This window comes from Phenylobacterium sp. (assembly GCF_041919955.1).
In the GTDB taxonomy this organism is placed as follows: domain Bacteria; phylum Pseudomonadota; class Alphaproteobacteria; order Caulobacterales; family Caulobacteraceae; genus Phenylobacterium.
In genome coordinates, this window is record NZ_JAYRSU010000003.1 from 224798 (window position 1) to 248843 (window position 24046).

The 24046-nt window shown below is 67.9% G+C and carries 19 protein-coding genes and 1 pseudogene; 7 read left to right on the forward strand and 13 right to left on the reverse strand.

Features of this window, described 5'->3' with window-relative positions; translation table 11 throughout:
- Positions 1-63: 63 nt before the first annotated feature.
- Positions 64-4791, reverse strand: coding sequence for an autotransporter outer membrane beta-barrel domain-containing protein (locus tag ACE3T2_RS04405; protein WP_374655105.1), 4728 nt, complete (start codon positions 4789-4791; stop codon positions 64-66).
- Between the two features lie 323 nt (positions 4792-5114).
- Here ACE3T2_RS04405 and ACE3T2_RS04410 point away from each other — a divergent pair.
- The 4 genes and pseudogenes from ACE3T2_RS04410 to ACE3T2_RS04425 all read left to right on the forward strand — a co-directional run.
- Positions 5115-7676 (forward strand): annotated as a pseudogene (locus ACE3T2_RS04410) (TonB-dependent receptor); the annotation flags it as partial.
- 13 nt (positions 7677-7689) lie between these two features.
- On the forward strand, positions 7690-8478 hold the full coding sequence (locus tag ACE3T2_RS04415) for a hypothetical protein (protein WP_374655107.1): 789 nt from the start codon (positions 7690-7692) through the stop codon (positions 8476-8478).
- 66 nt (positions 8479-8544) lie between these two features.
- Positions 8545-9117 (forward strand): TetR/AcrR family transcriptional regulator, encoded by a 573-nt coding sequence (locus ACE3T2_RS04420; protein ID WP_374655109.1) that lies wholly within the window; start codon positions 8545-8547, stop codon positions 9115-9117.
- An 18-nt stretch (positions 9118-9135) separates the two neighbouring features.
- Positions 9136-9522, forward strand: coding sequence for a VOC family protein (locus ACE3T2_RS04425; RefSeq protein ID WP_374655111.1), 387 nt, complete (start codon positions 9136-9138; stop codon positions 9520-9522).
- Between the two features lie 171 nt (positions 9523-9693).
- Here ACE3T2_RS04425 and ACE3T2_RS04430 read toward each other — a convergent pair whose 3' ends face one another.
- From ACE3T2_RS04430 to ACE3T2_RS04445, 4 genes are all read right to left on the reverse strand, one after another.
- Positions 9694-10908, reverse strand: a complete 1215-nt coding sequence (locus tag ACE3T2_RS04430) for a cytochrome P450 (protein WP_374655113.1) — start codon at positions 10906-10908, stop codon at positions 9694-9696.
- Between the two features lie 325 nt (positions 10909-11233).
- Positions 11234-11719, reverse strand: coding sequence for a hypothetical protein (locus tag ACE3T2_RS04435; RefSeq protein ID WP_374655115.1), 486 nt, complete (start codon positions 11717-11719; stop codon positions 11234-11236).
- 7 nt (positions 11720-11726) lie between these two features.
- A complete protein-coding gene (locus tag ACE3T2_RS04440) occupies positions 11727-12836 on the reverse strand; it encodes a HigA family addiction module antitoxin (RefSeq protein WP_374655117.1) in 1110 nt (369 codons plus the stop codon).
- Positions 12837-12858: 22 nt separating this feature from the next.
- A complete protein-coding gene (locus ACE3T2_RS04445; protein ID WP_374655119.1) occupies positions 12859-13155 on the reverse strand; it encodes a type II toxin-antitoxin system RelE/ParE family toxin in 297 nt (98 codons plus the stop codon).
- Between the two features lie 120 nt (positions 13156-13275).
- On the opposite strand from ACE3T2_RS04445, the gene ACE3T2_RS04450 reads away from it, so the two are divergent.
- Positions 13276-14355, forward strand: a complete 1080-nt coding sequence (locus ACE3T2_RS04450; protein WP_374655121.1) for a PIN domain-containing protein — start codon at positions 13276-13278, stop codon at positions 14353-14355.
- 95 nt (positions 14356-14450) lie between these two features.
- Here ACE3T2_RS04450 and ACE3T2_RS04455 read toward each other — a convergent pair whose 3' ends face one another.
- The 3 genes from ACE3T2_RS04455 to ACE3T2_RS04465 are packed head-to-tail and all read right to left on the reverse strand — an operon-like array spanning position 14451 to position 16578.
- Complete coding sequence (locus tag ACE3T2_RS04455; protein WP_374655123.1) at positions 14451-15413, reverse strand: NAD regulator; 963 nt, start codon at positions 15411-15413, stop codon at positions 14451-14453.
- Entirely contained in the window at positions 15413-15922 is a 510-nt protein-coding gene (locus tag ACE3T2_RS04460; RefSeq protein WP_374655125.1) for a tyrosine phosphatase family protein, read from the reverse strand. Before ACE3T2_RS04460 ends, ACE3T2_RS04455 begins: the two co-directional genes overlap by 1 nt.
- A gap of 5 nt (positions 15923-15927) precedes the next feature.
- Complete coding sequence (locus ACE3T2_RS04465; protein WP_374655127.1) at positions 15928-16578, reverse strand: YfbR-like 5'-deoxynucleotidase; 651 nt, start codon at positions 16576-16578, stop codon at positions 15928-15930.
- Positions 16579-16688: 110 nt separating this feature from the next.
- On the opposite strand from ACE3T2_RS04465, the gene ACE3T2_RS04470 reads away from it, so the two are divergent.
- Positions 16689-17501: a universal stress protein gene (locus tag ACE3T2_RS04470; RefSeq protein WP_374655129.1), complete on the forward strand. Its 813-nt coding sequence runs from the start codon at positions 16689-16691 to the stop codon at positions 17499-17501.
- Between the two features lie 17 nt (positions 17502-17518).
- Positions 17519-17893 carry a hypothetical protein gene (locus ACE3T2_RS04475; protein ID WP_374655131.1) on the forward strand — a complete coding sequence of 125 codons (375 nt, stop codon included), beginning with the start codon at positions 17519-17521 and terminating at the stop codon, positions 17891-17893.
- A 6-nt stretch (positions 17894-17899) separates the two neighbouring features.
- Here the strand turns inward: ACE3T2_RS04475 and ACE3T2_RS04480 are convergent, their stop codons facing one another.
- The 5 genes from ACE3T2_RS04480 to ACE3T2_RS04500 all read right to left on the reverse strand — a co-directional run bounded on the left by ACE3T2_RS04480 (position 17900) and on the right by ACE3T2_RS04500 (position 23930).
- A complete protein-coding gene (locus ACE3T2_RS04480) occupies positions 17900-18691 on the reverse strand; it encodes a hypothetical protein (protein WP_374655133.1) in 792 nt (263 codons plus the stop codon).
- A 76-nt stretch (positions 18692-18767) separates the two neighbouring features.
- A complete protein-coding gene (locus tag ACE3T2_RS04485; RefSeq protein WP_374655135.1) occupies positions 18768-19640 on the reverse strand; it encodes an AAA family ATPase in 873 nt (290 codons plus the stop codon).
- A gap of 142 nt (positions 19641-19782) precedes the next feature.
- Complete coding sequence (locus ACE3T2_RS04490; protein WP_374655137.1) at positions 19783-20310, reverse strand: primosomal protein; 528 nt, start codon at positions 20308-20310, stop codon at positions 19783-19785.
- 51 nt (positions 20311-20361) lie between these two features.
- Positions 20362-22140 carry a tetratricopeptide repeat protein gene (locus ACE3T2_RS04495; protein WP_374655138.1) on the reverse strand — a complete coding sequence of 593 codons (1779 nt, stop codon included), beginning with the start codon at positions 22138-22140 and terminating at the stop codon, positions 20362-20364.
- Positions 22137-23930 carry a tetratricopeptide repeat protein gene (locus ACE3T2_RS04500; RefSeq protein ID WP_374655140.1) on the reverse strand — a complete coding sequence of 598 codons (1794 nt, stop codon included), beginning with the start codon at positions 23928-23930 and terminating at the stop codon, positions 22137-22139. Before ACE3T2_RS04500 ends, ACE3T2_RS04495 begins: the two co-directional genes overlap by 4 nt.
- Positions 23931-24046 lie beyond the last annotated feature (116 nt).

A 24046-nucleotide genomic window follows, 5' to 3' on the forward strand; every position in this document is an offset into this window, starting at 1 on the left:
CGGGGATAGGCGCGGGGAGGGCGTCGTCCCCGACGACCTCGCCGCCGGGTCCGATGGCGCCGCCTAGAAGCTCATGCGGAAGCCGGCGCTTCCGCCGACCTCGTAGCTGTCGCCGAAGGAGGAGAGCGAGGTCGCCGCCGTGGCCTGGCCGTAGACCGCAAAGCGGCCGTGACCCCAGGAATAGGCGCCGCCGGCCGCCAGGTCGCCCCAGGTGCTTTCGAGACGGTTCTCCAGCCGAACGCCGGAGACGTCGGCCCGCAGGCCGTCCATGAACTCGTGGCGCACGTTGGCGACGAGATAGGCCGTCCCGCCGGACGACCAGTCGTGGTCCACCGCCAGGCCGACGCGGCCGATCAGGCTGCCGCCCCGGTCGTTGGACACCGCCGCGCCGAACGTGTCGGCGAAACCGTCGAAGTCGGCCTTCGCGTAGCTGAGCTGGGCCTGGGGCGTGAAGCGCAGGCCGCCCCCGGAGGCGAGCGCCTTGCCGACCTCGAGCGAGACCACATGGCCGTCGCCCTTGGCGCCGTCGGCGCGGCGGCCGAGCTGGCGGGAGGCGAGGTCGCTGTCGAACCAGCTCGCCTGGGCCTGGACGTCGATATAGCCGCCCGCGCCGCCGGCCCAGGTCAGGTTGGCGCCGAGACCATAGCCCTTGGTCCTGATCTCGCCGCCGCCGTGGGGCGAGGCGATCTTGGCCGAGACCTCGCCGTAGTGGGCGGTGAGGCCGCCGCTCAGGCGTCCGCCCGCCAGATCCTCGCCCAGGGTCCGGTCCAGGCCGAACTCCATCCGCCAGCGGTCGGCCTTCAGGCCGGCGCCCGCGGTGCTGAAGGCCGGATCCAGCCTGGCGCGTCCGCCCTCGATACGGCCCCAGAGCCCGGTCGTTTCCGCGCGCTCGCGGCCGCTGGCGCGCTGGCGCAGCGTGTCGACGCGGTTGAGCAGCATCAGCGTGCGGCCATAGGCCTCGTATACCGGGACGCCGGGCTGGAAGATCGGCGCTTTCGCGCCCTCGCCCGAACGAAGTCGCCAGTCGCCATCGGCGTCCTTGCGCAGTACGTAGCCATAGGCGCCGTTGACCAGCACCGCCTCGCCGTTCAGCCGATAGTCGCCGGTCGCCAGGGCGAAGGCGCCGTTCGAGGCGCCGTCGACCTGCACCAGCACCAGTCCGTCCGGGCTCAGCAGCCCGGCGTCCCCGGCCAGCCGGTTGAGCTTGACCAAGGTCTCGCCGCTGGCGGCGCCGCGCACCACCAGCCGGTCGGCGGCCGGCGTCGCGCCCAGGCGCGCATCCAACTCCAGCACACCGCCGGCCCCGGCGTAGTCGCCAGTGACCGTCAGCACGCCGATGTCGCCATGGCCGGGCGCGACCACGCCGCCGGCCTGGTTGCTCAGCGATCCGACCTTGCCTGTCCCGGTCAGCCTCCCGCCGCCGAACACCGTGACCAGGCCGCCCAGGGCTCCGTCCACCGCCAGTGCGCCGGCGCGCACCTCGGTGAGGCCGGTGAAGGCGCCGCTGTCGGCGGTCAGGATGGTCGCCCCTGGACCGATCTGGGCCAGGGCCCCGGCGCCGGTCAGGACTCCCGCAAAGACCACGTCGTCGGCCCGGTGGAAGGCCAACACGCCGTCGATCCGTACGTCGCCCTTCACCGAACCGCTCCTGCCGCCGTCGCCCAGCTGCAACACGCCGCGGCTGACACGCGTGCCGCCGGCATAGATGTTCTCGGCCGTCAGGATCAAAGTCCCGGCGTCGGTCTTGTCCACTCCGCCGGCCCCGCTCAGCACCGAGCCGATCGTGGCGGTGAAGGCCGCGCCCGCCGTCGTGCCGTCGCCGACGCGAATGGCGCCCGGGGCGGCTTCCAGGGCGACGCCGTCGCCGCTCAGCCGATAGCCATCCGCCGCGAACTGCAGGCCGCCGACGACGATGGCGCCTGCCGAGCCGTCGACGCTTACCGCGCCGCCGGTCCCGGCGAAGATCGCCATCGGCTTATCGTAGGTCCCGTTGGCGTCGCCGTCGGCGGTGGTCCAGTTGGCCGCGTCCGCGCGCCAGGTCCCGTTGCCGCCGGTGATCGCATGGTCGCCCGCCGACCCTGCGCCGTCCCAGAAGCTGAACACCCTCGGAGGCGGCGGAGGCGTCGTTCCGCCGCCCGGGCCGGGGCCGCCGGGGATGGCGGCGACGACCAGGTTCACCTGCTTGGCGATCGAGGTCTGGACCGTGCCGGTGAACCCGCCGGGCAGGCTGCCGACGTCGAGGACGTTGTCGGTCAGGCTTCCGGTATAGTCGATCAGGCGATAGACGCCCGCGCCGAAGCTGCCGCCCGGCGACTGGGCGACGGTGAGCGTCCCGTTCAGAGTCAGGTTGCCGTTGACGACGGATAGGTCGTTCAGCGCGCCGCCGACCGTTCCAGCCTGGCCGAGGCGGTAGCGGAGTGTCGAACTGGCGCCAAGGATCAGGGGGCCGTTGAAGGTCAGCGTTCCCGGCAGGGCGAGCCCGCCGGGCGCGAGCGTACCGTTGACGACCCCGCCGCGCGTCGCGCCGGTTCCGCCGACCGTCCCGTTGGCGCTGACGATCAGGGCGCTCCCGCCGCCCGCCACCGTCCCGTTGAACAGCAACGTGCCCGCCTGGACCGTGGTGGTGAAGCCATATGTGTTGGCCCCGTTGAGGATCAGCGTGCCCAGGTCGGTCTTGATGATGCCGGCCCCGGGACCGGTGATCGGCGAGTCGATGATCGCCACATAGGTCTTGCCGTCCGCCGTGCCGTCGCCGACCCGGAAAGTTCGCCCCGCGCCGGACAGGGTGATCGTCCCGCCGGCCAGACGATATCCGTCGGCCGCGAACTGCATGCCGCCGCCCACAGTGACGGTTCCCACGTTCACCGTCCCCGGCGTTCCGGCGAAGATCAGGAAGTCGCTGGCGCTGTAGATGTTGTTCACCGCGCCGGTTCCGGTCGTCCAGTTGGTGCTGGCGGCGGTCCAGGTTCCGGCTCCGCCATCGACCCGGCCGTTACCCGCGCTGCCCGCGCCATCGCCGTCCCAGAAATTGACGGCCAGGCCTGCGGTGTTGACGAGGTTCACCTGCCCGGGAATGACGGTCTGCACCGTGACGGTCGAGCCGGGCGGCGTCGTGCCGACCGCCAGGGTCTGGTTGTCCAGGGTCCCGCCGTACGAGATGATGCGATAGAGCCCGGCGTCAAACACGCCGCCCGCCGTGATCGTGGCGTTGACCACGCCGTCCAGGCGCAGGTCGCCGGCGACCTTGATCAGGTCGTTCATCGGTCCGCCGACGGTGTTGGACTCGCCGAACTCCATGTCCAGCACCGACGTCCCGTCCAGCGTCAGGTTCCCGGCGATGCTGAGCGTGCCGGGGCTGTTCCCGGGGGCGATGGTTCCGCCGTTGACGGTGACGTCGCCGCCGATGGTTCCAGACCCGCCGAGAGTGGTGGCCGTTCCGACCGCTATGGCGCCGCCCAGCTTGCCGTCGACATGGAGCTTGCCGCCGGCGATGGTCGTGGTCCCCGCGAAACCCGAACTGTCGCCGGTCAGGTGCGTCGTCCCGGCGGCGACCTTGATGGCTCCCGCGCCGGTGATCGCGGGCTTGAACTCGTAATTGGCGTCGGTGTGGTTGAAGTTCAGCCGGCCTGCCGCGCCGAGCGTGACGGTCTGGGTCTCCAGCACGCCGGGCGACTGGGACCCAAGACCCTCGCCGCCGCCGAAGTTGAGCACCCCGACGGCCGTCGCCGTACCCGCCGTGAATGAGCTGTCGGCCTTCAGGACGCCGCCGTTGGCCAGGATTGCGATCCCCGCGCCGGGGCTCGCCCCGAGCGTTACAGCGCCGCTTGCGACTAGGCGGGAGCCCGCGTCCGAGACCAGCAACTTCGCCGTTCCGTTATTGAGCCGCGGGCCGATGCTGAGCGTGCTGACCGTCGCCTCGCCGCCGTCCAGGACGCTGACTTCGCCGCGATAGAGGGTCAGCCCGCCTGTTCCGAGCGTGGAGCCGGCGCCGGTCACCGTCAGCCGGGGCGCGGTCGGCTGCGAGGTGGTTTGGGAGCCGATGACGAGGCCGCCGGCGACGGTCGCCGCTCCATGGTCGGAGATCGTCCAGGCTGCGTTCGAGCTGGAGGCGGCGGTGCCCAGGGAAGCGTTCTGGTCGAAGATCAATTTCGACCCGACGCCGCTGACCGTCAGGTCCAACGTGTTGTTGGGGGCCAGGCCGATCGCTGCGGTGGTCAGCGCGTGGACGACGCCGCCATTGCGGATTCGGATCGTGGCGGCGCCGCCGTTGGCGGCCTCGAGCGAATTGGCGGTTAGCACGCTGCCGACCCCGTCGACGACCAGCGCGCCGCCCCCGTTCACCAAGAGCAGCCCGCTGGTGGTGACCTTGGCGCCGCTCTCAAGCCGAACCTCTCCCCCCCCGATCACCGAGAGCCCTGCGGCCTTATTGGAGCCGACCAGCGGGAGGACCCCGCCGCCGTTGACGACGAAGTAGCCGCTCGTCCCGTTGACGGTCAGGCCGGTGATCGTGAATCCCGCGGGATCGAGGTTGATGGTCTTGTTCGGCAAGGTGATCGGCGTGGCGACCGCGAAGCCGGCCGTGAGCGTAATCGTCGACTGAGGATCCGGGCTGGCGGCCGCGGCGGCGATTGCATCGCGCAACTGCTGTTCGGTGCCCGCCGTGAAGTTCGCCGCCAGGGCCGTGTGAGGCGTGAGCGCCGCCGCGGCCAGAGCCAGGGCCGAAGCGTTCGCCCACAGCCAAAGCCTCCGTCCGGTACGCGACGGATGAGGAACGCTCGACGTCTGCAACATTGTACTCGCCCCACAGGCCCCGCTCGACACCGGCGGGACTGACACGCGACGGCGCCGAACGGCAGCCGTCCCAACGCGGGCAAGCTCGGGCCTTGTGGTGAAGGCTCTACTAAGGCGAGAATTTCTCGCGAGAATTTTACAATTCAGGATTGGCAGGCGCAGCGCCGTCCCTCCGTTCCCGGACAGATCGTCACGCCGCCGTCGCAGTTTCGATTTGAAACCGCAGTCTGGCGGTGACGCGCACGTCACGAACGCCCCCTAAGCGCCCCCGGCATTGTTTGCTGATTTGGGGGCGTCCGATGTCCAACCGTACCGTCTTGAGCCTGCTCGCAGGCCTGCTGGCCACCAGCGCCCTGGTCGCGCCGGCCTATGCCGACGAGGCCGCCGAGGTCGACGAGCTGATCGTCACCGGCCAGCGCGAGGCCCAGCGGGCCGCCATCGCCGTCAAGCGCGCCGAGTTCGTGGTCGCCGACGTCGTGGCCGCCGACGACATCGGCAAGATGCCCGACCACAACATCGCCGCCGCTCTGCGCCGCATCCCCGGCATCTCGGTCATGGAAGACCAGGGCGAGCCGCGCTTCCCGGTCGTGCGCGGCCTGCGCTCGACCTACAACCGCACCACGGTCGACGGCGCCATCGTCGGCTCGGTGGACGAGAGCGGCCGCACCGTGCCGCTCGACATCGTCCCCTCGGTGATGGTCGGCCGGCTGGAGGTGGTGAAGACCGTCACGCCGGCCTCGGACGGCAACGCCATCGGCGGCACGATCGACGTCACCACCCGCAGCGCCTTCGACCATGACGGCCCGTTCTTCTCGGGCCTCGCGTCCTACGGCAGCTACGAGCGCAGCGGCGGCGTGCGCAACGACAAGCCGTCCTTCCGCGGCGCCTTCGCCGCAGGCACGACCTTCGGCGCTTCGGACGAATGGGGCGTGGTCGTCGGCGCCTCGTTCGAGCAGCTCGACTACGACATCCCCCAGGTCGAGTCGCAGGACCCCTCGGTGCGCGAATACACCGCCGCCGGCGCGCCGGTCGCCTCGGGCGATCCGCGCGGCAACGGCATCCAGGTCCCGACCTTCCAGCGCCTGTTCTGGTACAACAACACCAAGCAGCGCAGCGGCGTGAACGGCAAGATCGAGTACCGCCCCTCCGACACCTTCCGCTGGGAAGCCTCGGGCCTCTTCGCGCGCATGGAGGACGACGAGGAGCGGATCGAGAACCGCATCGAGCCGCTCGGCAATGTCGCGAACCAGACCCAGACGAGCGGCTATTTCGCCCGCGGGCGCGGCGTCATCCAGCTCAACCAGCCGATCACCAAGCGCGAGATCGCGCTCGCCCGCACCGCCGCGAAGTGGGACTTCGCCGACCATTGGAGCCTCGACGGCGACCTGGTCTGGTCGAGCGCCAAGCTCGAGGTGCCGAACCATTCGGTCGAGTTCCGCACCGTCGATGCTCAAGGCGCCAACTACGCCTTCAACTACGACACCACCAATCCGCTGTTCCCGGTGTTCACGCCGGTGAGCGACGCGGCCATGCGCAATCCGGCCAACTACGTCCTGCAGCAGCACCGCGACGCCCTGACCGCCAGCGACGAAAAGGTCGGCCAGGCGCGCTTCAACCTCGCCTACGACCAGGGCGCCGACGACCATAACTGGAAGGCCCAGTTCGGCGGCGTGCTGCGCACCTCCAAGCGCGAGTACGAGAACAGCCAGACCAACTATCGCGCCACCAGCTTCACCTACACCCTGGACGAGGTGGACCGCCCCGGCCCCGGCGAGCTGATCGCCGGCCGCTACCGCTTGAGCCCCCGCATCGGCGCGGCCGAGGCCATGGCCTTCTTCAACGCCAACCGCGCCCGGTTCGCGGCCACGACCAACCCGCGCACCGGCGACTATCAGGTCAAGGAGGACGTCTACGCCGCCTATGGCCAGGCCAGCTATCGGTTCGGCGACGTCACCATCCTCGGCGGCCTGCGCTACGAGCGCACCAAGGTCTCGTCGGATGCGGTGCGCGCCAGCGGCGGCGCCCTGACCCCGGTCAGCAATTCCGGGTCCTACGACAACTGGATGCCCAGCCTGCACCTGCAGTGGGACGTGGCGCAGAACGTCGTGGTCCGCGCCGCCTGGACCAACACCATCGGCCGCCCGGACTTCGGCTCGCTGGCCGCCAGCGAGAACCTCTCCTTCGACGGCAGCCAGCCGACCCTGTCGCGCGGCAATCCCGGCCTGAAGGCGCGCGAGAGCCGCGGCTTCGACCTCTCCATCGAGTGGTATCCGAAGGACGGCATGGTCTCGGCCGCGGTCTTCACCAAGGACATCAAGAACGAGATCTTCACCCTGACCTCGGTGGAGAACCTCGACGTCGGCCGCGGGGTCGAGGCGGTCCGCGTCTCCACCCCCCGCAACGCCGAGAGCGCCAAGATCCGTGGGCTGGAGTTCGCCGTCCAGCAGGCCTTCACCTTCCTGCCGCAGCCGTTCGACGGCCTCGGCTTCAACGGCAACATCACCTGGCTGGACACCGAGTTCGCCTATCTGACCGCCGCCGGCCGCCGCGTCACCGGCCTCTTCCAGCAGCCCGAGATCACCACTAACGAGGCGATCTACTATCAGCGCGGCCCCTTCGAGGTGCGCGTCTCGCACAACTACATCGGCGGCCAGCTGGAGACGATCAACGACGCCAACCCCAATTCCGACCAGTACTGGAAGGGCCGCCACGTCTTTGACGCCAGCGCCTCGTGGCGCGTGAACGACAACGTCTCGATCTTCGTCGAGGGCCAGAACCTCTCCAACACCGGCCGCCAGGAAGTGACCGGCCCCGGCCGCCGCTATCTGCAGGAATGGGCCAACTACGGCCGCACCTACTGGATCGGCGCCACGGTGAACTTCTAGGGGAGGGGAGAGGATGATCGCGCTTCTCTCCGCCCTGCTGCTCCAGGCCGCAGCCGAGCCGCCGGCCGTCCCGTTCGCGCCGGCGGCGGAGACCCTGCGCCGCTATCCCTCGGGCGCGCGCCAGGGCGTCGCCGTCGGCCCGTCCGACCTCTACGCCGTCAGCAACTGGCAGCTGGTCCGCTACGACAAGCAGACCGGCGAGAAACGCGCGGAATGGACCGGCGATCCGGCCCGCTTCCCGCACATCAACTCCTGCGCCGTGATCGCCAGGGAGCTGGTCTGCGCCAGCTCCAACTTCCCCGGCGTGCCCCAGGTCAGCACGGTCGAGGTCTTCGACCCCGTCACGCTCGCCCACCGGCGCAGCGTCGCGCTCGGCCTCGGGACCGGCTCGATCACCTGGGTCGACCGCAAGGACGGCTTCTGGTGGGCGATGTTCGCCAACTACGACGGCAAGGGCGGCGAGCCGCCCCGCGACCACCGCCACACCACCCTGGTCAAGTTCGACGCCGAGTGGCGGCGGCTGGAGGCCTGGGCCCTGCCGGCCTCGATCCTGGCCCGCATCGCCCCGATGAGCGTCTCCGGCGGCGGCTGGGGGCCGGACGGGCGGCTCTATCTCAGCGGCCACGACCTGCCCGAGCTCTACGCCGTGCGCCTGCCGGCCGGCGGCGGCGTGCTCGACCACGTCGAGACCATCCCCATGGAAGCCGAGGGCCAGGCGATCGACTGGGACGAGACCGCCCCCGGAACCCTCTACGGCATCACCCGCCGCACGCGCGAGATCCTGGCCATGAAGGTGAAGTAGGGACGGGCGCTTGACACTGACCGCTGGTCAGTTATCTAATGACCCAAGGTCATTAGGAGCCCTCCCATGGGCAAGCCGCCCCGCCGCCGCCTCTCTCCCGAGGCGCGCAGGCGCGAGATCGTCGAGGCCGCCGAGCGGCTGATCAACGCCCACGGCGCGCGCGTGCGGGTCGAGGACGTGGCCCGCGAGGCCGGCGTCGCCAAGGGCACCTTCTTCCTCTACTTCCCCAGCTGGGACGACCTCCTGGAGGCGATCCGCCAGCGGCTGGTCGCCGAGTTCGACGCCAACAACCCGCTGCCGACCGAGGTCGAGGGCCCGCTCGACTGGCCCGCCCTGATCGACCAGCAGGCCGAGGCCTTCATCGACCACACCCTCTCGCGCCGCGGGGTGGGGGAGGCGGTGTTCCACTCCGACTTCGCCGAGCGCCGCCCGCTGGCCGACAACGGCATCGCCCGCATCGCCGCGGTGATCCGCGCCGGTCAGGAGGCCGAGGCCTTCGGCCCCGTCGATCCCGAGCCCACCGCGCGGCTGCTGTTCGCCGCCATCCACGAGGCCGCCGACGCCGTCGCCGCCGGCCAGGACCGCACCGCGATCCTCGCCGCCCTGAAGTCGATGCTGCGCCGGACCCTCGCGCCCTGATCCCAAGGAGGAAGCGTCATGAGTGAGACCACCGTGAACGTCCGCTACATGGTCGACGACCCGCTGGCGTCCGCCGCCTGGTACGTCGACCATTTCGGGTTCGAGGCCCTGCCCAACGCCTCGCCCGCCTTCGCCGCCGTGCGCCAGGGGCCCTTGCGCGTCCTGCTCAGCGGCAAGGCCAGCTCCGCCGGCCGCCCGATGCCCGACGGCGCCCAGCCCGCCCCCGGCGGCTGGAACCGCCTCCAGCTCCTGGTGCCCGACCTCGCCGCCGAGGTCGAGCGCCTGCGCAAGGCGGGCGTCGTCTTCCGCAACGACATCGTCTCCGGCCCCGGCGGCCACCAGATCCTCGCCGAAGACCCCTCCGGCAACGTGGTCGAGCTGTTCCAGTCCGCCGGGAATTGGTGAGGCGGCGCTCTAGTGTCCCGATTCCGAAGTTCGCTGGTGCTTGGTGGCGGGCTCGGACGAACTTCGGAAGCGATCAGGACGCTAGCAAGTCCAGATTTCTAGTGTGCTTTACGGATCTGAAGTTCGCTCCTGAGCCCGACCCATATGCAGGCGAACTTCAGATCCAGCACACTAGCCCCGCACCACCAGCGCCTCCATCCCGCGGAAGAACGGCAGCGCCCGCCAGGTCGGGAGGTCGCCGGCCAGCTCCAGGTCGGGGAAGCGTTGGAAAAGCCGCACCAGCGCCTGCTTGGCCTCGATCCGGGCCAGCGGCGCGCCGATGCAGATGTGCGCCCCGCCGCCGAACGCCACGTGCGGCGCGTGCTTGCGGGTGATGTCGAAGCGGTCGGGGTCCTCGAACACCTCCGGGTCGCGGTTGGCCGCGTGCAATGACGTGATCACCGACTGGTGGGCGTGCATCGGGCATCCGCCGACGGTGCGCGCCTCGCTCATCACCCGGTTGGTGATCGCCACCGGGCTCTCATAGCGCAGGATCTCCTCCACCGCCGCCGCCGCCAGCCCCGGATCGGCCTTCAGCTTGGCCAGCTCGTCCGGGTGGTTCAGGAACAGCCAAACGCCGTTGCCGATCAGGTCGGTGGTGGTCAGGTTGCCGCCGATCAGCAGGGCCGACAGGTTCACCCGCACCTCGTCGTCCGACAGCGGCGCGCCGCCGGCCTGCAGCTGCACCATGTCGGTGATCAGGTCGTCCGCCGGCGCCGTCCGCCGCGCCGCCATCAGCTCGGCGAAGTACTCGGTCAGCTTGGCCGAGCCCCATTCCATCCGCTGCGTCTCTTGCGGCGTGCGCAGCGGATTGAGCCCCAGGATCGAGGCCTCCGACCACTCGCGGAACTCGCGGAACCGCGCGCGCTCCACCCCCAGGATCGTGGCGATCACCAGGATCGGGATCGGCACCGCCACCTCGCCGATCAGGTCGAAGGGCGCCCCATGCGGGACCGCATCGATCACCTCGTCGATGATCGCCTCGATCTGCGGCTTCATGGCGTTGATGCGCGCATAGAAGGCCTTGGCCAGCGGCAGCCGCACGCGGCTGTGGTCCGGCTCGTCCAGCGACAGGATGCTGTCCACCCGCGGCGGATCGCCGGGCTGCGGATCGCGGTCCATCCGCCGCAGCAGCGCCCCCGGCTCCGAGCGCGTCCAGTGCCGCCACAGGCTGCGGTCGTTCACCGTCTCGCGCACGTCGGCGTAGCGCGTCAGCATCCAGGTCTTCACCGGCTCGTCCCGCAGCACCGGGCACTGCTCGCGCAGCTCCCGCAGCCGCCCATGCGGATCGGCCCGCGCCACCGGATCGAAAGCCGACGTCTCCACGATGCTCCACGGCCCGGACATGGCGCGCTCTCCCTGGGATTGTGCTGGCGCGCAGGATGCGCCGAAACGTGGGCGGCTCAAGGGGGACGTGGGGGAAGGGGGGCGGGATTTGCGGGAGCGGGAGGGCGGGGCGCTCAGCCCGCCCACCCCCGCTCATCCCGGCGAAAGCCGGGAGCCGAGCTGAGATGGGGCGGCGTGGGGCGTCTGCGAGGGCACGCGTTGGGGACCGGGAGAAGGTCCGCATTGCGGCGAGTGTGAGTCGAACTGCAACCGCCGCCGCTGACTCCTTAATGTTATGCGGCGTCGTGTCAAAAATCGTGCAGTGGGGCGCTACTTGAGAAGAAGTCTAAGCCGCTTCGTCATCCTGTTCTGCACGTCGCTCGGCCTCTAGCTCGGCAACGTCGTCCGTAAAGTTCAGAATCAGTTGGATAGGATTGGGGCCGCCCCGTGCAAAGTTGAAGTGATCCACATCCTGCTTGAGCTTGAAGCAATCTCCCGCGATTTGTCGCCGCCGCTGGTGGGTCGATTTCTCGATGAACGAGCGCGGCGCAAGATCGGCGTCGGCCCAGAGGCTGAGCTGGGATCCGCCGACTGACATCCGAACTGAGAGCTTGGCGCGGTAGGTGCGTCCCTCTTCATCAATGCGGACGTCCTGGCGCAGGGCGTCCGCCATGTCTTCTCGGCACATTTGTACCAAAGTCTTCAGGTTGGGCTTGTAGAGCCCATTCGCGACCGCCCAATTCGCGACGTCTTCAAGGGGAGTAGGCGAGTCATCCACTTCGGCCGCGTAACGGTCGAAAACGTCGATCATCTGCTGGCTGAATTTGGCCAAAGGTCACCTATAAGTTTGCCGGAGCGATCTGGCCCCAGCCGTCGCTAAAGGCGGTCTCAACAAGATATCTTCGGACAGGCACTTGGAATTTCCTTAGCCAGTTGTGGCGCTTCATCAGGTGCTGAAGCTGGCCGACGACGATGGCTGGGTGGACCTCCTGTACTGCGGCGAAGTTCACGACGTCCCGCTCTGAAATGTATGGAAATTTCCGGTCATGGAATGAACGCAGCCGAGTGTAGGGGATGCAGAACTCGCGTGCGGCTTCGTTTGCGCGCTGCTCTTCCGCTGCGACGCTGTTGCTTAGCTCTTCGTCGGTGTCGAACATGGCGTGCACCATGCCGTCGCCGTTTAGGATGTGCTCGATCTCGTGGCGCAAGACGAACCAGAAATTGTCCAGCCGGTCATGCAGCGTCGAAAGGCCGATCACCGGCCGATCATCGTCCAGCCATGTGCAAACGCCGTCGATTTTGGATCCAGGCAACCACTCGACCACGACGAGCCTGACGCCGCATTCTAGCAAGAGATTCGGAACCTCTTTGACTGCCTCGGGGTCAATCATCATTGGGCGCATGCGCGGCAGCACTGCGCACAGCTTCTCACGAGAAAACGGAGGGGCGTCCAATTGCCGGGCAAGCTGACGCACGCGGTATAACCAAACGACTTGCGCGGGCGGGTCATTATCGTAGTGCGTCTTCTTTGCCGCCATAGCGTACCGCGGTGCTTCATCCACGCTCTCAACCTCGAAGAAACGTGCAATCTGCAACTGCAAGAGCGAGGGTTCGGCGTCCTCTATCCAGCCTCGCTTGATCATCTCGCGGACGGGATAGATCGTCTGAAGAGACGCGCGCGTCCTAATACCAGGATCGGGCTCCTTTGCCCGCGACAGATCATACTGCTTCTGGAGGTTCGCGAAAAAGTCGGCCGGCACGTCAAAGGCATCACCAAGCGCTCGCGCCATATCCGGTGTAATAGCGTGTTGGCCGGATAGGATGCGGCTTAACTGTTGCTCGCCCATGTTAAGGACGTAGCCGAGGTCTCGCTGGGTCCACCCGCGAGCCTCCAATTCCTCTTTGATGTAAGACCCTGGCGGGTCGAGTGATACGTACTTCATGGTCATTTTCTGCGGCTCCCCCGAACCCCTAGTGGTAATCTTCGATGGCGATTACAGTTACCCGTTGAGGTGAGCACTTCTCGTCCAGCCGAAAGACGAGCCTCCATTGGTCATTTATGCGGATAGACCGCTGTTCATCGCGGTTACTCTTCAGCTTCTCGTAGTGCAGGCTCTTCCAGTTCCGCAAAGTCCGCTCGTCGGGTGCGGCTCGAATCGCGTTTAACTTCCGGCGCGCGGATTGGATCACCGCCACCGGGAGCCGTGTCTGCGCCGCTTGATCCGTCTCGACTAGGGCCAAGAGGTCATCTTCGAAGACCACATCCATTCCTCGCGTCTAAGTCATTCGAATTTAATCGTCAAGGCAACTTGACGCAAGGTGTCAAGTTGCCGATTTTTCGGCGCGCGTGGGCTGCTATTTGAAGTCAAGCACCACTTGGGAGGGGATATGTCGACAGACCCGAACACGGCGGTGACACCGCTGCTCGAGACACGACATGTGTTCCTGGATACTCAGGTCTACAATGGCCTTAAGCACAATCCGCACAACCCGGCCCTACGCGCGCTGGCGCAGCATGTGATGCAGGGGCGGCTCACGCTGCATGTGACGGACGTCACCCTGGAGGAGGTTGCACGGCAACTGCGGGAGGTGGTGGCGGCTCGCGCCCGTGAGCTGGCGGCGATCGAGAAGGATCTCGCGCGCTGGAGGCATGCCACGCCGAAAGCTGTACCGCGTTCCTCCGCGCCGCTTGACACCGCGGCCCTTGCGTTGGGGCTGTCTGAGGCGCTCGCGCGCGCAATCCTGACGGACTGCAGGGCCGAGCTACACCGGGCTATGGAGGTATCGCCCAAGGCAGTATTCGATGCCTACTTCCGGCGTGATCCGCCCTTCGACGGCAAGGGCGGCAAGGAGTTCCCGGACGCCTTCGCGCTGCATGCGCTCGAAGCCTGGTGCGCGGCGAAGGGCGAGCGGATGTACGTGGTCACAGAGGATCAGGCGATGTTGCGCGCTGCAGCGGCCAGTACGCGGTTTCTAGCGCTTAAGAACATACAGTCGGTTCTGACGCTTGCCGCCGCCGACGGCGAAGCGCAGGCGCTGGCCCACGCGCTCATGGCGCAGCCGTCGTTCGAGCGGGAGCTGAAGCGGGGCCTCAAGGGGGCAATCAGTGATGCGATCTTCATCTATACGGGCGAACTTGCCCAGGGTGAGGCCTTCGAGGGTGACTTCGTCGACCTGATCGCGGTCCGCGACTGGGAGCTTATCGGGCGCAGCAAGGATGCCATCAGCCTGTCGCTGGAGATCGGGGCCATCGCGCGCGTTGAGGTCCAGTTTGAGGACCGGTCTGAGGCCGTCTACGACCGGGAAGACGACCGCTGGTACGGTATTGCGAGTGGATCAACCGAGGTCGAGACGGAGGTGGAACTGCCCGTATTCGTGGAACTCGACACGTTGAGTGGACGCATCAAGGAACTCCGCGTGCTCGACCGCGAGGTTGAGGTTGCCGAACGGTACGAGAGCTACAAATGAGGAGCGGGCAATGTCTGCTTCCGGCATTAGGTGAATGTCTGGAACGGCCGCTTTCCGGCCCTTAGAGCACCTCGTTCGCTCCGAGGAAGGGGAGCTCAATCCCTCAACAACGGCAGGCTCAACCCGCTCACCGGCCGCGCGCTCAGCACCTCCCGGCGGAAGCGGAACAGCTCCGCCGGGCGGCCGCCGGTCTCGGCGTCGACGCGGCCGAGGCCTTCGACCAGTTCGGCGCGTTCCAGGGCGCGGCGGAAGTTCTGCTTGTGCAGGGGGACGCCGGCGATGGCCTCGACCGCGCGCTGCAGGGCCGAGAGGGTGAAGGCCTGCGGCATCAGCTCGAAGACGACGGGGCGATACTTGAGCTTGCCGCGCAGGCGCGAGAGGGCGGTGGCCAGGATGCGGCGGTGGTCGGAGATCATCGGCTCGCCAAGGGCGGCGGCCAGGGCCTCGGGGCGGGGCGGCGGCGCCTCGCCGCGGTCGCGGGCGGCCTCGGGGGCCAGGCCCGCCTCGTAGAGCAGCTCGTAGCGCTCCAGCACCCGCTCCTCGTTCCAGGGCGCGCCGTCCAGGGCGAAGGCCAGGCGCGCGCGGGCGGCGCGCTCGGGGCGGCCGGCGGCCCAGCGCTCCAGGGCGGGCGCGATGGCGTCGAGGGCGTCGGGGCGGCCCTCGCGCCAGTCCTCATAGGGGAAGAACCGCGTCCAGTCGGCCCATGCGGTGTCGGGGGCGGTAGTGTCGACGGCCTTGGGGGTGAGGGCGAGGTAGCCGACCGAGATGACGCGCGCCGCGCCCGCCCGGGCGCCCTCGACCACCGCGACCGGGGCGTAGCGGCCCTTGTCGCCGAAGGTGTAGAGCTGCTCGACATAGCCGAGGTCGAAGCGGGTCTGGGCGGTCACGAAGGCGCGCAGGGCCAGCTCGAAGGTGCGGTCGCCCTCGGGGTCGAAGGGGCCGAAGGGCAGGCCGGAGGCGGGCTGGCCGGGCGGGCGCACGGTCAGGACCACGGCCTCGCCGGCCTTGACCGCGACGACCACCGCCGACAGGCCGATGACGACGGGGGCGGCCTCCATCAGAACGCCGCCGGCAGGTCGAAGGGCCGGGCGCGGGCGTAGTCGTAGTCGCCCATGGCCTCGACCGCGTCGACCATGCGGCCGCGGCGGGCCAGGATGTCGTCGGCCAGGGCGACGATGCGGCGGTTGGGATAGGCGTGGGCGGCGCTGGCGCGCATCTTCCGGGCGATGGCGTGCTCGTCGGCGTGCGGGTTGCGCGCGCAGGCGATGGCGAAGGCGCCGGCGGTCGAGCGGCTGACGCCGGCCCAGCAGTGGACCAGCATCGGGGCGCTGGCGTCCCAGGTCGCGGCGAAGGCGAGCAGGCGCTGGACCAGGGCCTCGTCGGGCAGGGTCAGGCCTTCGGCGGGCTCGGCGATGTCGTTGACGGCCAGCTTCAGGTGCCGCTCGGGCGGCAGCGGGGCCGGGGTCTCGATCATGCTGGCGGCGTCCAGCAGGGTGACCATGTGCGAGGGGGCGCGGGCGGCGATGATGGCGGGCGCCTCGGCCAGTCCGCAGATGATCAGGGTCATGGGCGCTACTCGGTGTCGAAGGCGGCGTCCGGGTGCGTGGTCGCGAATCCCGCCGCCTCGGAGAGCACATTGTAGCGCTGAATGTAACGGGTTTGCGCCTGGGCCGGGGCCTGGGGGTCGATGGTGAGGTCGTAGCCGGGGGGCGGGGGGCCGAAGATCTCCAGCGCCTCGGCGTGGGCGAAGCCGGCCAGCTGGGTGGCCTCGAAGAAGGCGCAGGCGCGGTCGGCCTGCTTGATCAGTTTCTTGATGTCGGCCGGGGTCTTGGCGGGGATGCCGAAGCGGACGTGGATCGCCGTCTCCAGCCGATCCTCGAATTTCCGATAATCCACGCCCAGGGCGGCCTTGAAGGGGCTGATCATGTCCCCGATCACGTACTCCGAGGCGTCGTGGAGCAGGGCGGCCAGCCGCCACTTGGGATCGAGGTCGGGCCGCAGGTGGGCGCAGATCTCCTCGACGACGACGGAGTGCTGGGCGACCGAGAAGGCGTGCTCGCCGACCGTCTGCCCGTTCCAGCGTGCGACGCGGGCCAAGCCGTGGGCGATGTCCTCGATCTCGATGTCCATCGGCGAGGGGTCGAGCAGGTCGAGCCGGCGCCCCGAGAGCATCCGTTGCCAGGCGCGCGGTTCCTTGCGCGATGCACGCAGCCCTTTCCTCACCGAAGCGTTCCTTTCACAGTCAAGGTCGTGAACTGACCCAGGACTTGCCAAAGATCAATGCGCGGCGTGCGATTGCGGCTCAAGTCCGGCTGACGACAAAGAGGTGAACGATGAGTTGGGCGAGAATCATGGCGCCGCTATCGGGTGGCGAGGGGGACAAGGCCGTGATCGCGGCGGCGGCGACGCTGGCCAGGCCCTTCGGCGCCGAGCTGGCGGGAGTGTACACGCCGGCCGACGTCGCCGACGTCATGCCCTGGATGGGCGAAGGCTTTCTGGGCGGGGTGCAGACGACGGCGCTGGAGTCGCTGAAGGAGGCTGCGGCCGCGGGCGAAAAGCATGCGCGGGCGGCCATGGACGCGGCCGGCTACGCCAAGGGACAGTTCATCGCCCTGCAGACGCCGGTCTGGGCGGGCCTGTCGGCGGAGAGCCGTCTCTCGGACGTGGTGGTGTTCAGCAACGACTCGGCGCGGGGACGAGGGCCGCTGGCCGAGGCGTTCCAGCAGGTGGTCGCTGACGAGCAGCGTCCGGTGCTGATTGCACGCGAGGGGTTTGCGGTCGGCGGGCCCGTCGCGGTGGCGTGGGACGGCGGCAAGGAGGCTTCTCGCGCGGCGCGTTTGGCCCTGCCGTTGCTGGAGAAGGCGCCGAAGGTGGTCATCCTGGCCGCGCCGAAGGCCACCTCGCGCAGCTTCGACCCGATGCGGCTGCAGGCCTACTACGCCGCGCGCGGCATCCGCGCCGAAGTCGATGTGCTGCCCGACAGCGGCGACGCCGCTCCGCTGCTGCTCTATGCGGCGAGCAAGGCGGGGGCGGAGATCATGGTGGCCGGCGCGTTCGGCCACCCGCGCCTGCAGGAATTCATCTTTGGCGGAACGACGCGCACCCTGCTGTCGGCTGACCAGCCTTCGCTTTTCCTTTCCCACTGACGTTCGAGGTGATGGACATGACCCTGTCGCGCATCGTGATGCGGCTCGCCCGCAATCCTGGCACCGAATTCGCCGGCGGCGATGATCATCGCGGCTATGCCCTGACCGCGCCCCTGACGCCGGACGGGCTGCTGGACCTGGACGCGTATGGCAAGGCCAAGGCCGAATGCGTCGTGCGCAGATTCGCGCCGGATGAAGACGCCGCCGATGGGCGTCTGGCGCGTCGAGGCGCGCGCTGGTTCTTCGACTATGACGAGGGCGACGCCGCCGACGATGAGCCCGTGCACAGGCTGGGCGAGCATCGTTTTGCGGTCGGCGAATACGTCACCGTGACCGACGAAGACGGCAGGCCGCTGACTTACAAGGTCGTCGAGGTGCAGCCCGCCGGGTGAGGGCGCTCAGACGCCGCCGTTCCGGCGCACCAACTCCTGAACATCGTGATGGATGCGGTCGCCGGACTCGGTGTCGATCTTCGAACGAATCTTGGCGACCGTCAGCGGGCCTGCCTTGGGGCCGCCGGCCTCGTAGCCGACATAACGATAACCGGCCGGCAGATCTTTGCCGGTGTAGATGAAGGTCGCACGCAGGCCGCGCTTCTTGGTCGAGAGCGCCTCGCCGCGCATCCGGACATCGCGGTAGATGTTGACCATGGTGTCCTCGCCGCTGGCGTCGACCTTGAGCGGGCCAATCCGGACATTGGCGTTCTCACCATCCTCGGAGATGTGCACGCCGGGCAGGTCTACGCGAGTGACGTTGCTGGAATCGCCGTCGCCATCATGGCCGCCTGAGCTCATGCCTGCATCGGCGGCGGCTTCGGCCTGGACCCGGGCGACCTCGGCCGCCATAGCGCCCATGGTCGCCTTGGCCGCCGCGGCGGCTGCAATCTTACCGGCGGCGTCGGCCTGGGCGGCCGCCGCGTCGGGGCTCAACGACCCTGGCGTACTGCGCAGCTCTGTCTCGACCTTGGCCAGAGCTCCTTGTGCGTCGCCGTTGGTCGAGACAAGCTCGAGAGAAACTTCCGCGCCGTCGCTCGAACGGTAGGCGCAGGTCTTGCCGTCGGCCGAGACGCTGACCCGAGTCAGGTCGCCCTCCTTGCCGGGGCATTGCAGCTTGGCGATCGAATAGGACGCACCCTGGCCGCATCCGGCGAGGGCCAGGGTCGAAGCTGCGATCAGCAGAGGGGTCTTCATTCCAACTGCGCTCCAATCAATGTGGACAAAGCCTGATCGGAGCGCGTTGAAACGTCGAGTGAATTCCCCGTAAGCCTTACTGCTGGCCGGGGCGCGCGCCGGCGCCTTCGCGGCGGGCCAGGAACGCCAGGCGCTCGAACAGGTGCACATCCTGCTCGTTCTTCAGCAGAGCGCCATGCAGCGGCGGGATCAGCTTGGTCGGATCCTTTTCCTTCAAGGCGTTCTCGTCGATATCCTCGACCATCAGCAGCTTCAGCCAGTCGAGCAGTTCCGAGGTCGAGGGCTTCTTCTTCAGGCCCGGCACCTTGCGCATGTCGTAGAAGATGCGCAGCGCTTCGGCGACGAGCTTCTGCTTGATGCCCGGATAGTGGACCTCGACGATCTCATTCATCGTCTCGGTGTCGGGGAAACGGATGTAGTGGAAGAAGCAGCGGCGCAGAAAAGCGTCCGGCAGCTCCTTTTCGTTGTTCGAGGTGATGATGACGATCGGGCGGACCGCCGCCTTAATGGTCTCGTTGGTCTCGTAGACGTAAAATTCCATCCGATCGAGCTCCTGCAGGAGGTCGTTCGGAAACTCGATATCGGCCTTGTCGATCTCGTCGATGAGCAGGATCGGACGCTTGTCGGAGGTGAAGGCCTCCCAAAGCTTGCCCTTCTTGATGTAGTTGCGGACGTCCTTGACCCGCTCATCGCCAAGCTGGCTATCGCGCAGACGAGTGACGGCGTCGTACTCGTAGAGGCCTTGCTGGGCCTTGGTCGTGGACTTGATGTGCCAAGTGATCAACTCGGCGTCGAGCGCCTTGGCGATCTCGTAGGCCAGGACGGTCTTGCCGGTGCCGGGCTCGCCCTTGATCAGCAGGGGCCGTTCCAGCGCAACCGCGGCGTTGACGGCGACCTTAAGGTCTTCTGTTGCGACGTAATTGTCGGTGCCTTCAAAACGCTGGCTCATTCGCGCTCCTCAAGGACGGGCGCAGAATGGGCCCGCTTTCGAACAAATGTTTCAACCTGGATCCAACCTAAAGACCCGAGCGCGACATTCAAGCTGATTGAGCGCGGTTCTGCGGCCTTTGTCATAAAGGTCGCGGGTTTACCTAGCGTCGGGAACGGGTGATCGAGACGGGATCCGAGGCCGGGAACGTGTCTTCCAGGCCAATATCCAGTGCGCGTTCCGTCTGCGGCTCGGCCCGGCCCGCATAGCCCATGCGCAGCAAGTCCTCGTCGCTGAGGCCCTTGGCCTGGAAGTTGGTAAAATCGTCCTCGCCGCCGCTCACCTGGTCGGCGTCGGCGACTTCATCCAGACCATTGATCGAATCGGGATCGACCCGGTCCTCGTCGAATTCGTCTTCGTCGCGGTCGTCGGCGGCGGCGCGATAGTCGAGTTCGTCGTCTTCCTCGAGGTCGGCGTCGTCGAAGGCGTCTTCGTCAAACTCGTCTGAATCCAGCGCCAGGGCCTCATCCTCGTCGCGATCACCGTCGGCCCGGGTCACGTCGAGGAGATCGGGGAGCTCCTCGAAAGTGCGCATCTCGTTGAGTTCTTCGTGGTCGTCGAGATTGGCCTCATCGAAGGCCTCGGCGCCGTCCTGGTCGTCATAGCCGTCATCGTCGCGAAGGCCTGGCATGGGGTGGGATGCTCCGGGTTCTGAGCGCCGGCGCGGCGCCCTCCTGGAGGATCAACCCGTCGCCGCGGCGCGTGTTCCTTTGGCGATTTGGAGCGCCAGGGCCGCGGCGACCTGCGCCATTACGTCGTCCCAAGCGCCATGACGTTCGGGGGCGAAGGCGCGCACCTGACTATACCAAGGGTAGCGATCGGTTCCCAGCCGGGGCCAGGCGCTCTTGATCCCGATGAGCCAGCAGGGCGCGCCGCAGGCCGCAGCGATGTTGAACGTGGCGTTCGAGACCCCGACGACCAGGTCCATGGCGCGGCAGAGCGCGGCCACATCGTCGAGGTCGTTCTTGAGGTCGATCCCGTCGGGCTGGTGCAACTTCACGCCAAAGGCGGACTGAGCGTAGGCGATGGCTTCCGACTGATCGCCGTACTGCAGGTTGACGAAGCTGGCGCCCGGCGTGCGCAACACCGGCGCCCATTCCTCGAAGGGCGAGAAGTACTGGTAGCGGCTGGCGTCCAGCACCAAGCTGGTCCAGAGCACACCGACCTTGAGGCCGGGAAGCTCGGAAAGCGCCTGTGTCCAGTCGGCGACCCGTCCGGGATCAGCCTTCATGAAGCCGTTCGGCCGTTCGGGGAACGACGCCAGGGACGAACGATAGGTCTTGAGCAGTTCGCCCATCGGCGCCCAGAGATCGATCTCGTCCCAGTGCTTGATGGCGGCTGCGGCTCGGAAGGCGCGCCCCTCGCGCTTGATGGTTAGGTGCTTGCCGAAGCTGACCCCTGGAAAGCTCCGTTGGAAAAGCGGCAGCAGCCGGTCGGTAACCGCCATGGTGAGGCGCCCGTTCGGGCCGAGGTCGGCGAGAACCTCGTCGAGGGTGTTTGCGAACAGGATTTCGTCGCCCAGACCCTGCTCGCCGAACAGCATCAGGTGGCGGCCGGCGAGGTCGGCGCCTGGGGTCCAGCGCGGCCGATTGGTGAGAAAGTGGACGGGTTCGGAGAAGCTCTTGTCCAGCCGCGCCTCGTAGAAGGCCCAACCTTGGACCAGGTCGCCGTCGGCAAGCAGCATGGTCGCCATGGCGAAACGCATCATCGACAGGTCTTCGGGCGTCTCGGCCAAGGCGATGGCGCGCCGGCAATGATCGAGGGCCTCGTCCTTCCGGCCCTGGGCGAAGAGCATGTTCGAGAGATTGTAGAGCGCCTTTGCGTAGTCAGGCGCAAGCCGCAGCGCCTCGCGATAGAAGACCTCGGCCTGTTCAACATCGCCCTGGTCGCCGACGACGGTGCCCAGGGTCAGCCAGAGCATCGCCGCCTCGGGTTCGACCATGATGGCGGTGCGAAGCACCTCGATGGCCTCGTCGAAGCGCATCAGGCGGCGCAGCAGCGCGCCGAGATTGTTGGACGCTTCGCGCGCGCCCGGCTGGTAGGTCAGGCAGTGGCGGAACAGCACTTCAGCCTGGGGGTACATCTCCATGCGGAACGCGAGGCGACCCAGGTCGTGGGCGATGTCCGGATCGGCTGGCGACAGCGCGAGCGCGCGTTCGTAGGCGTCGAGCGCACCCGTACGGTCATCTATCTTGTCGCGGGCTATCCCGAGCAGGTGCCAGCCATAGACGATATTGGGATCGAGTTGCAGGGCCTGCTCGGCCAGGGTGGCGGCCTCGGCGAAGCGATCGCTGTTGGCATGGGCGAGGGCGGTCTGTAGCTGTTTCAGCGCATCGCGGGTGGCTGTAGCCGATGCGATCTCAGTGCTCAGCCTGGCGAGCTTTTCGGGCGAGGCGGCGTCGCCGACTGGCCCGCCGTCCATGGGAGGTTTGCGGACGAACGAGGGGGTGTCGGCGTTCACGCCCGCCCCCTGGCCGGAGCAAGCGACATCTGGGCGGCGTGGGCCGCGAGCGCCTCGGCCACATCCCTCATCAGCGTCGTCCAGTCGCCAACTGCTTCCGGCCAGAACGCTCGCACCTGACTGTACCAAGGATAGGCGTCGGCCCCGAGCCTGGCCCAGGCGTCCGACGCGGTCAGCAGCCAGGCTGGGCCGCCGGTGGCGGCGGCGAGGTTGAAACTGGCGTTCGAAAACCCGATGGTCAGATCGAGTGCGCAGGCCAGGGCGGCCACGTCATCGAGATCGTTCTTCAGGTCGATGTCCGGCGGCTCGAAGATCTCCACGCCGTAATCGGCGCGAACCTTGGCGATGGCCTCGCTGCAGTCGCCATACTGCAGATTGACAAAGCTGACGCCCGGGGTGCGCAGGATGGGCGCCCAGGCCTCGAACGGCGCGAAGTAGCGATAACGCGTCGAATTGATCAGCATGCTGGTCCACAGCAGCCCGACCCGCGGCCCGGGCAGGTGCGACAAGGCTTTGCGCCAATGGGCGACGCGAGCTGGATCGGCCTTCATGAAGCCCTCGGGCCTTTGCGGGAAGGCGGCCAGATCGCGGCGCATCTGCCGCGCGGCCTCGCCCAACGGCGCCCAGAGGTCGACGTCGGCCCAATCCTGGATGAAGGGCGCCCCGCGCACGTTGCGGCCGCCGCTGCGGATCGAGACATGGGCCCCGACATTGGCGCGCGGAAAGGCGCGGGTGAACAGCGGGACCAGCCGGTCGGTAACGGCCAGGCTCAACCGCCCGCCCGGACCGAGCGCGGCGATGACGTCGTCAAGCGGGTTGGCGAACAGGATTTCGTCGCCCAGACCCTGCTCGCCGAACAGCAGTAGATGGCGTCCCTCGAGGTCGACGCCCGGCTCCCAGCGCGGCCGGGTCGTCAGGAAGTGGATCGGGTCGCAATAAGTCGGTTCGAGCCGAGCGGTGTATTCGTCCCAGCCTTCGCCAAGCTCGCCCACCGCCAGCAGCATGGCGGCCAGGGCGAAGCGCATCGTGGTCAGGTCTTCGGGCGTCTTGCAGCCGGCTATGGCCTCGCGGCATTCGGCGATCGCCTCGTCACGGCGACCCAGCGCGAACAGCGTATTGGAGAGGTTGTAGCGTGCCTTGGCCTCCTTCGGGTCGAGGCGCAGGGCCTCGGCGTAGAAAATTGACGCCTGCTCGATATCGCCCTTGTCCTCGAGCACCGTGCCGAGGGTGTTCCAGAGCATGACCTTGTCAGGGTGGGCCTGAATGGCGGGCTTCAGCACCTCGACCGCTTCGTCGTAGCGCATCTGCTCGCGCAGCACCCCCGCGAGGTTGTTGCTGCTTTCCGGGGCGAAGGGGCGGAAAGACAGGTAGTGGCGGAATAGCATCTCGGCCTGGGGGTACATCTCCATCTTGGAGGCGAGGCGTCCCAGGTCATTGGCGATCGGTGGATTGGAAGGGTCGAGCGACAGGCCGCGCTCATAGGCTTCCAGCGCGCCTGGCCAGTCGGCCAGATGCTCTCGCGCAATGGCCAGAAGATGCCAGGCGTGGATCAGGCCCGGATCGCGATCGAGGGCCTTCTGGGCCGAACGTCGCGCGCCTTCGTAGTCCTTGGCCGATATCAGGGCCAGGGCGCGCTTGAGGTGGGGCAGGGCGGCCTGGGCGGCCTTCAGCGCCCCGAGTTCGCCCCTGAGACGTTTTACCGCTTCACTGGAGGCCGAGTCGCCGGCCGGCCCGCCATACGACTTTGCGAGACGGCGTTGTGCGGCCCCGGATTCCGAAGTCTCGCCCATCACCCAGTCCCATGATCTTGCATGCTGCGATCTTGAAAAATCATGCTTAACGGTCTGCTAATGCCCCGCCCCCGAGGGTCCTTCGCAAGAAGCGGTTAACCCCTCGCATCTAGCCT

Coding starts and splice junctions, on each gene's coding strand:
- ACE3T2_RS04405 (WP_374655105.1), bottom strand. CDS start 4,791: ATGTTGCAGACGTCGAGCGTTCCTCATCCGTCGCGTACCGGACGGAGG.
- ACE3T2_RS04415 (WP_374655107.1), top strand. CDS start 7,690: ATGATCGCGCTTCTCTCCGCCCTGCTGCTCCAGGCCGCAGCCGAGCCG.
- ACE3T2_RS04420 (WP_374655109.1), top strand. CDS start 8,545: ATGGGCAAGCCGCCCCGCCGCCGCCTCTCTCCCGAGGCGCGCAGGCGC.
- ACE3T2_RS04425 (WP_374655111.1), top strand. CDS start 9,136: ATGAGTGAGACCACCGTGAACGTCCGCTACATGGTCGACGACCCGCTG.
- ACE3T2_RS04430 (WP_374655113.1), bottom strand. CDS start 10,908: ATGTCCGGGCCGTGGAGCATCGTGGAGACGTCGGCTTTCGATCCGGTG.
- ACE3T2_RS04440 (WP_374655117.1), bottom strand. CDS start 12,836: ATGACCATGAAGTACGTATCACTCGACCCGCCAGGGTCTTACATCAAA.
- ACE3T2_RS04445 (WP_374655119.1), bottom strand. CDS start 13,155: ATGGATGTGGTCTTCGAAGATGACCTCTTGGCCCTAGTCGAGACGGAT.
- ACE3T2_RS04450 (WP_374655121.1), top strand. CDS start 13,276: ATGTCGACAGACCCGAACACGGCGGTGACACCGCTGCTCGAGACACGA.
- ACE3T2_RS04455 (WP_374655123.1), bottom strand. CDS start 15,413: ATGGAGGCCGCCCCCGTCGTCATCGGCCTGTCGGCGGTGGTCGTCGCG.
- ACE3T2_RS04460 (WP_374655125.1), bottom strand. CDS start 15,922: ATGACCCTGATCATCTGCGGACTGGCCGAGGCGCCCGCCATCATCGCC.
- ACE3T2_RS04470 (WP_374655129.1), top strand. CDS start 16,689: ATGAGTTGGGCGAGAATCATGGCGCCGCTATCGGGTGGCGAGGGGGAC.
- ACE3T2_RS04475 (WP_374655131.1), top strand. CDS start 17,519: ATGACCCTGTCGCGCATCGTGATGCGGCTCGCCCGCAATCCTGGCACC.
- ACE3T2_RS04480 (WP_374655133.1), bottom strand. CDS start 18,691: ATGAAGACCCCTCTGCTGATCGCAGCTTCGACCCTGGCCCTCGCCGGA.
- ACE3T2_RS04485 (WP_374655135.1), bottom strand. CDS start 19,640: ATGAGCCAGCGTTTTGAAGGCACCGACAATTACGTCGCAACAGAAGAC.
- ACE3T2_RS04490 (WP_374655137.1), bottom strand. CDS start 20,310: ATGCCAGGCCTTCGCGACGATGACGGCTATGACGACCAGGACGGCGCC.
- ACE3T2_RS04500 (WP_374655140.1), bottom strand. CDS start 23,930: ATGGGCGAGACTTCGGAATCCGGGGCCGCACAACGCCGTCTCGCAAAG.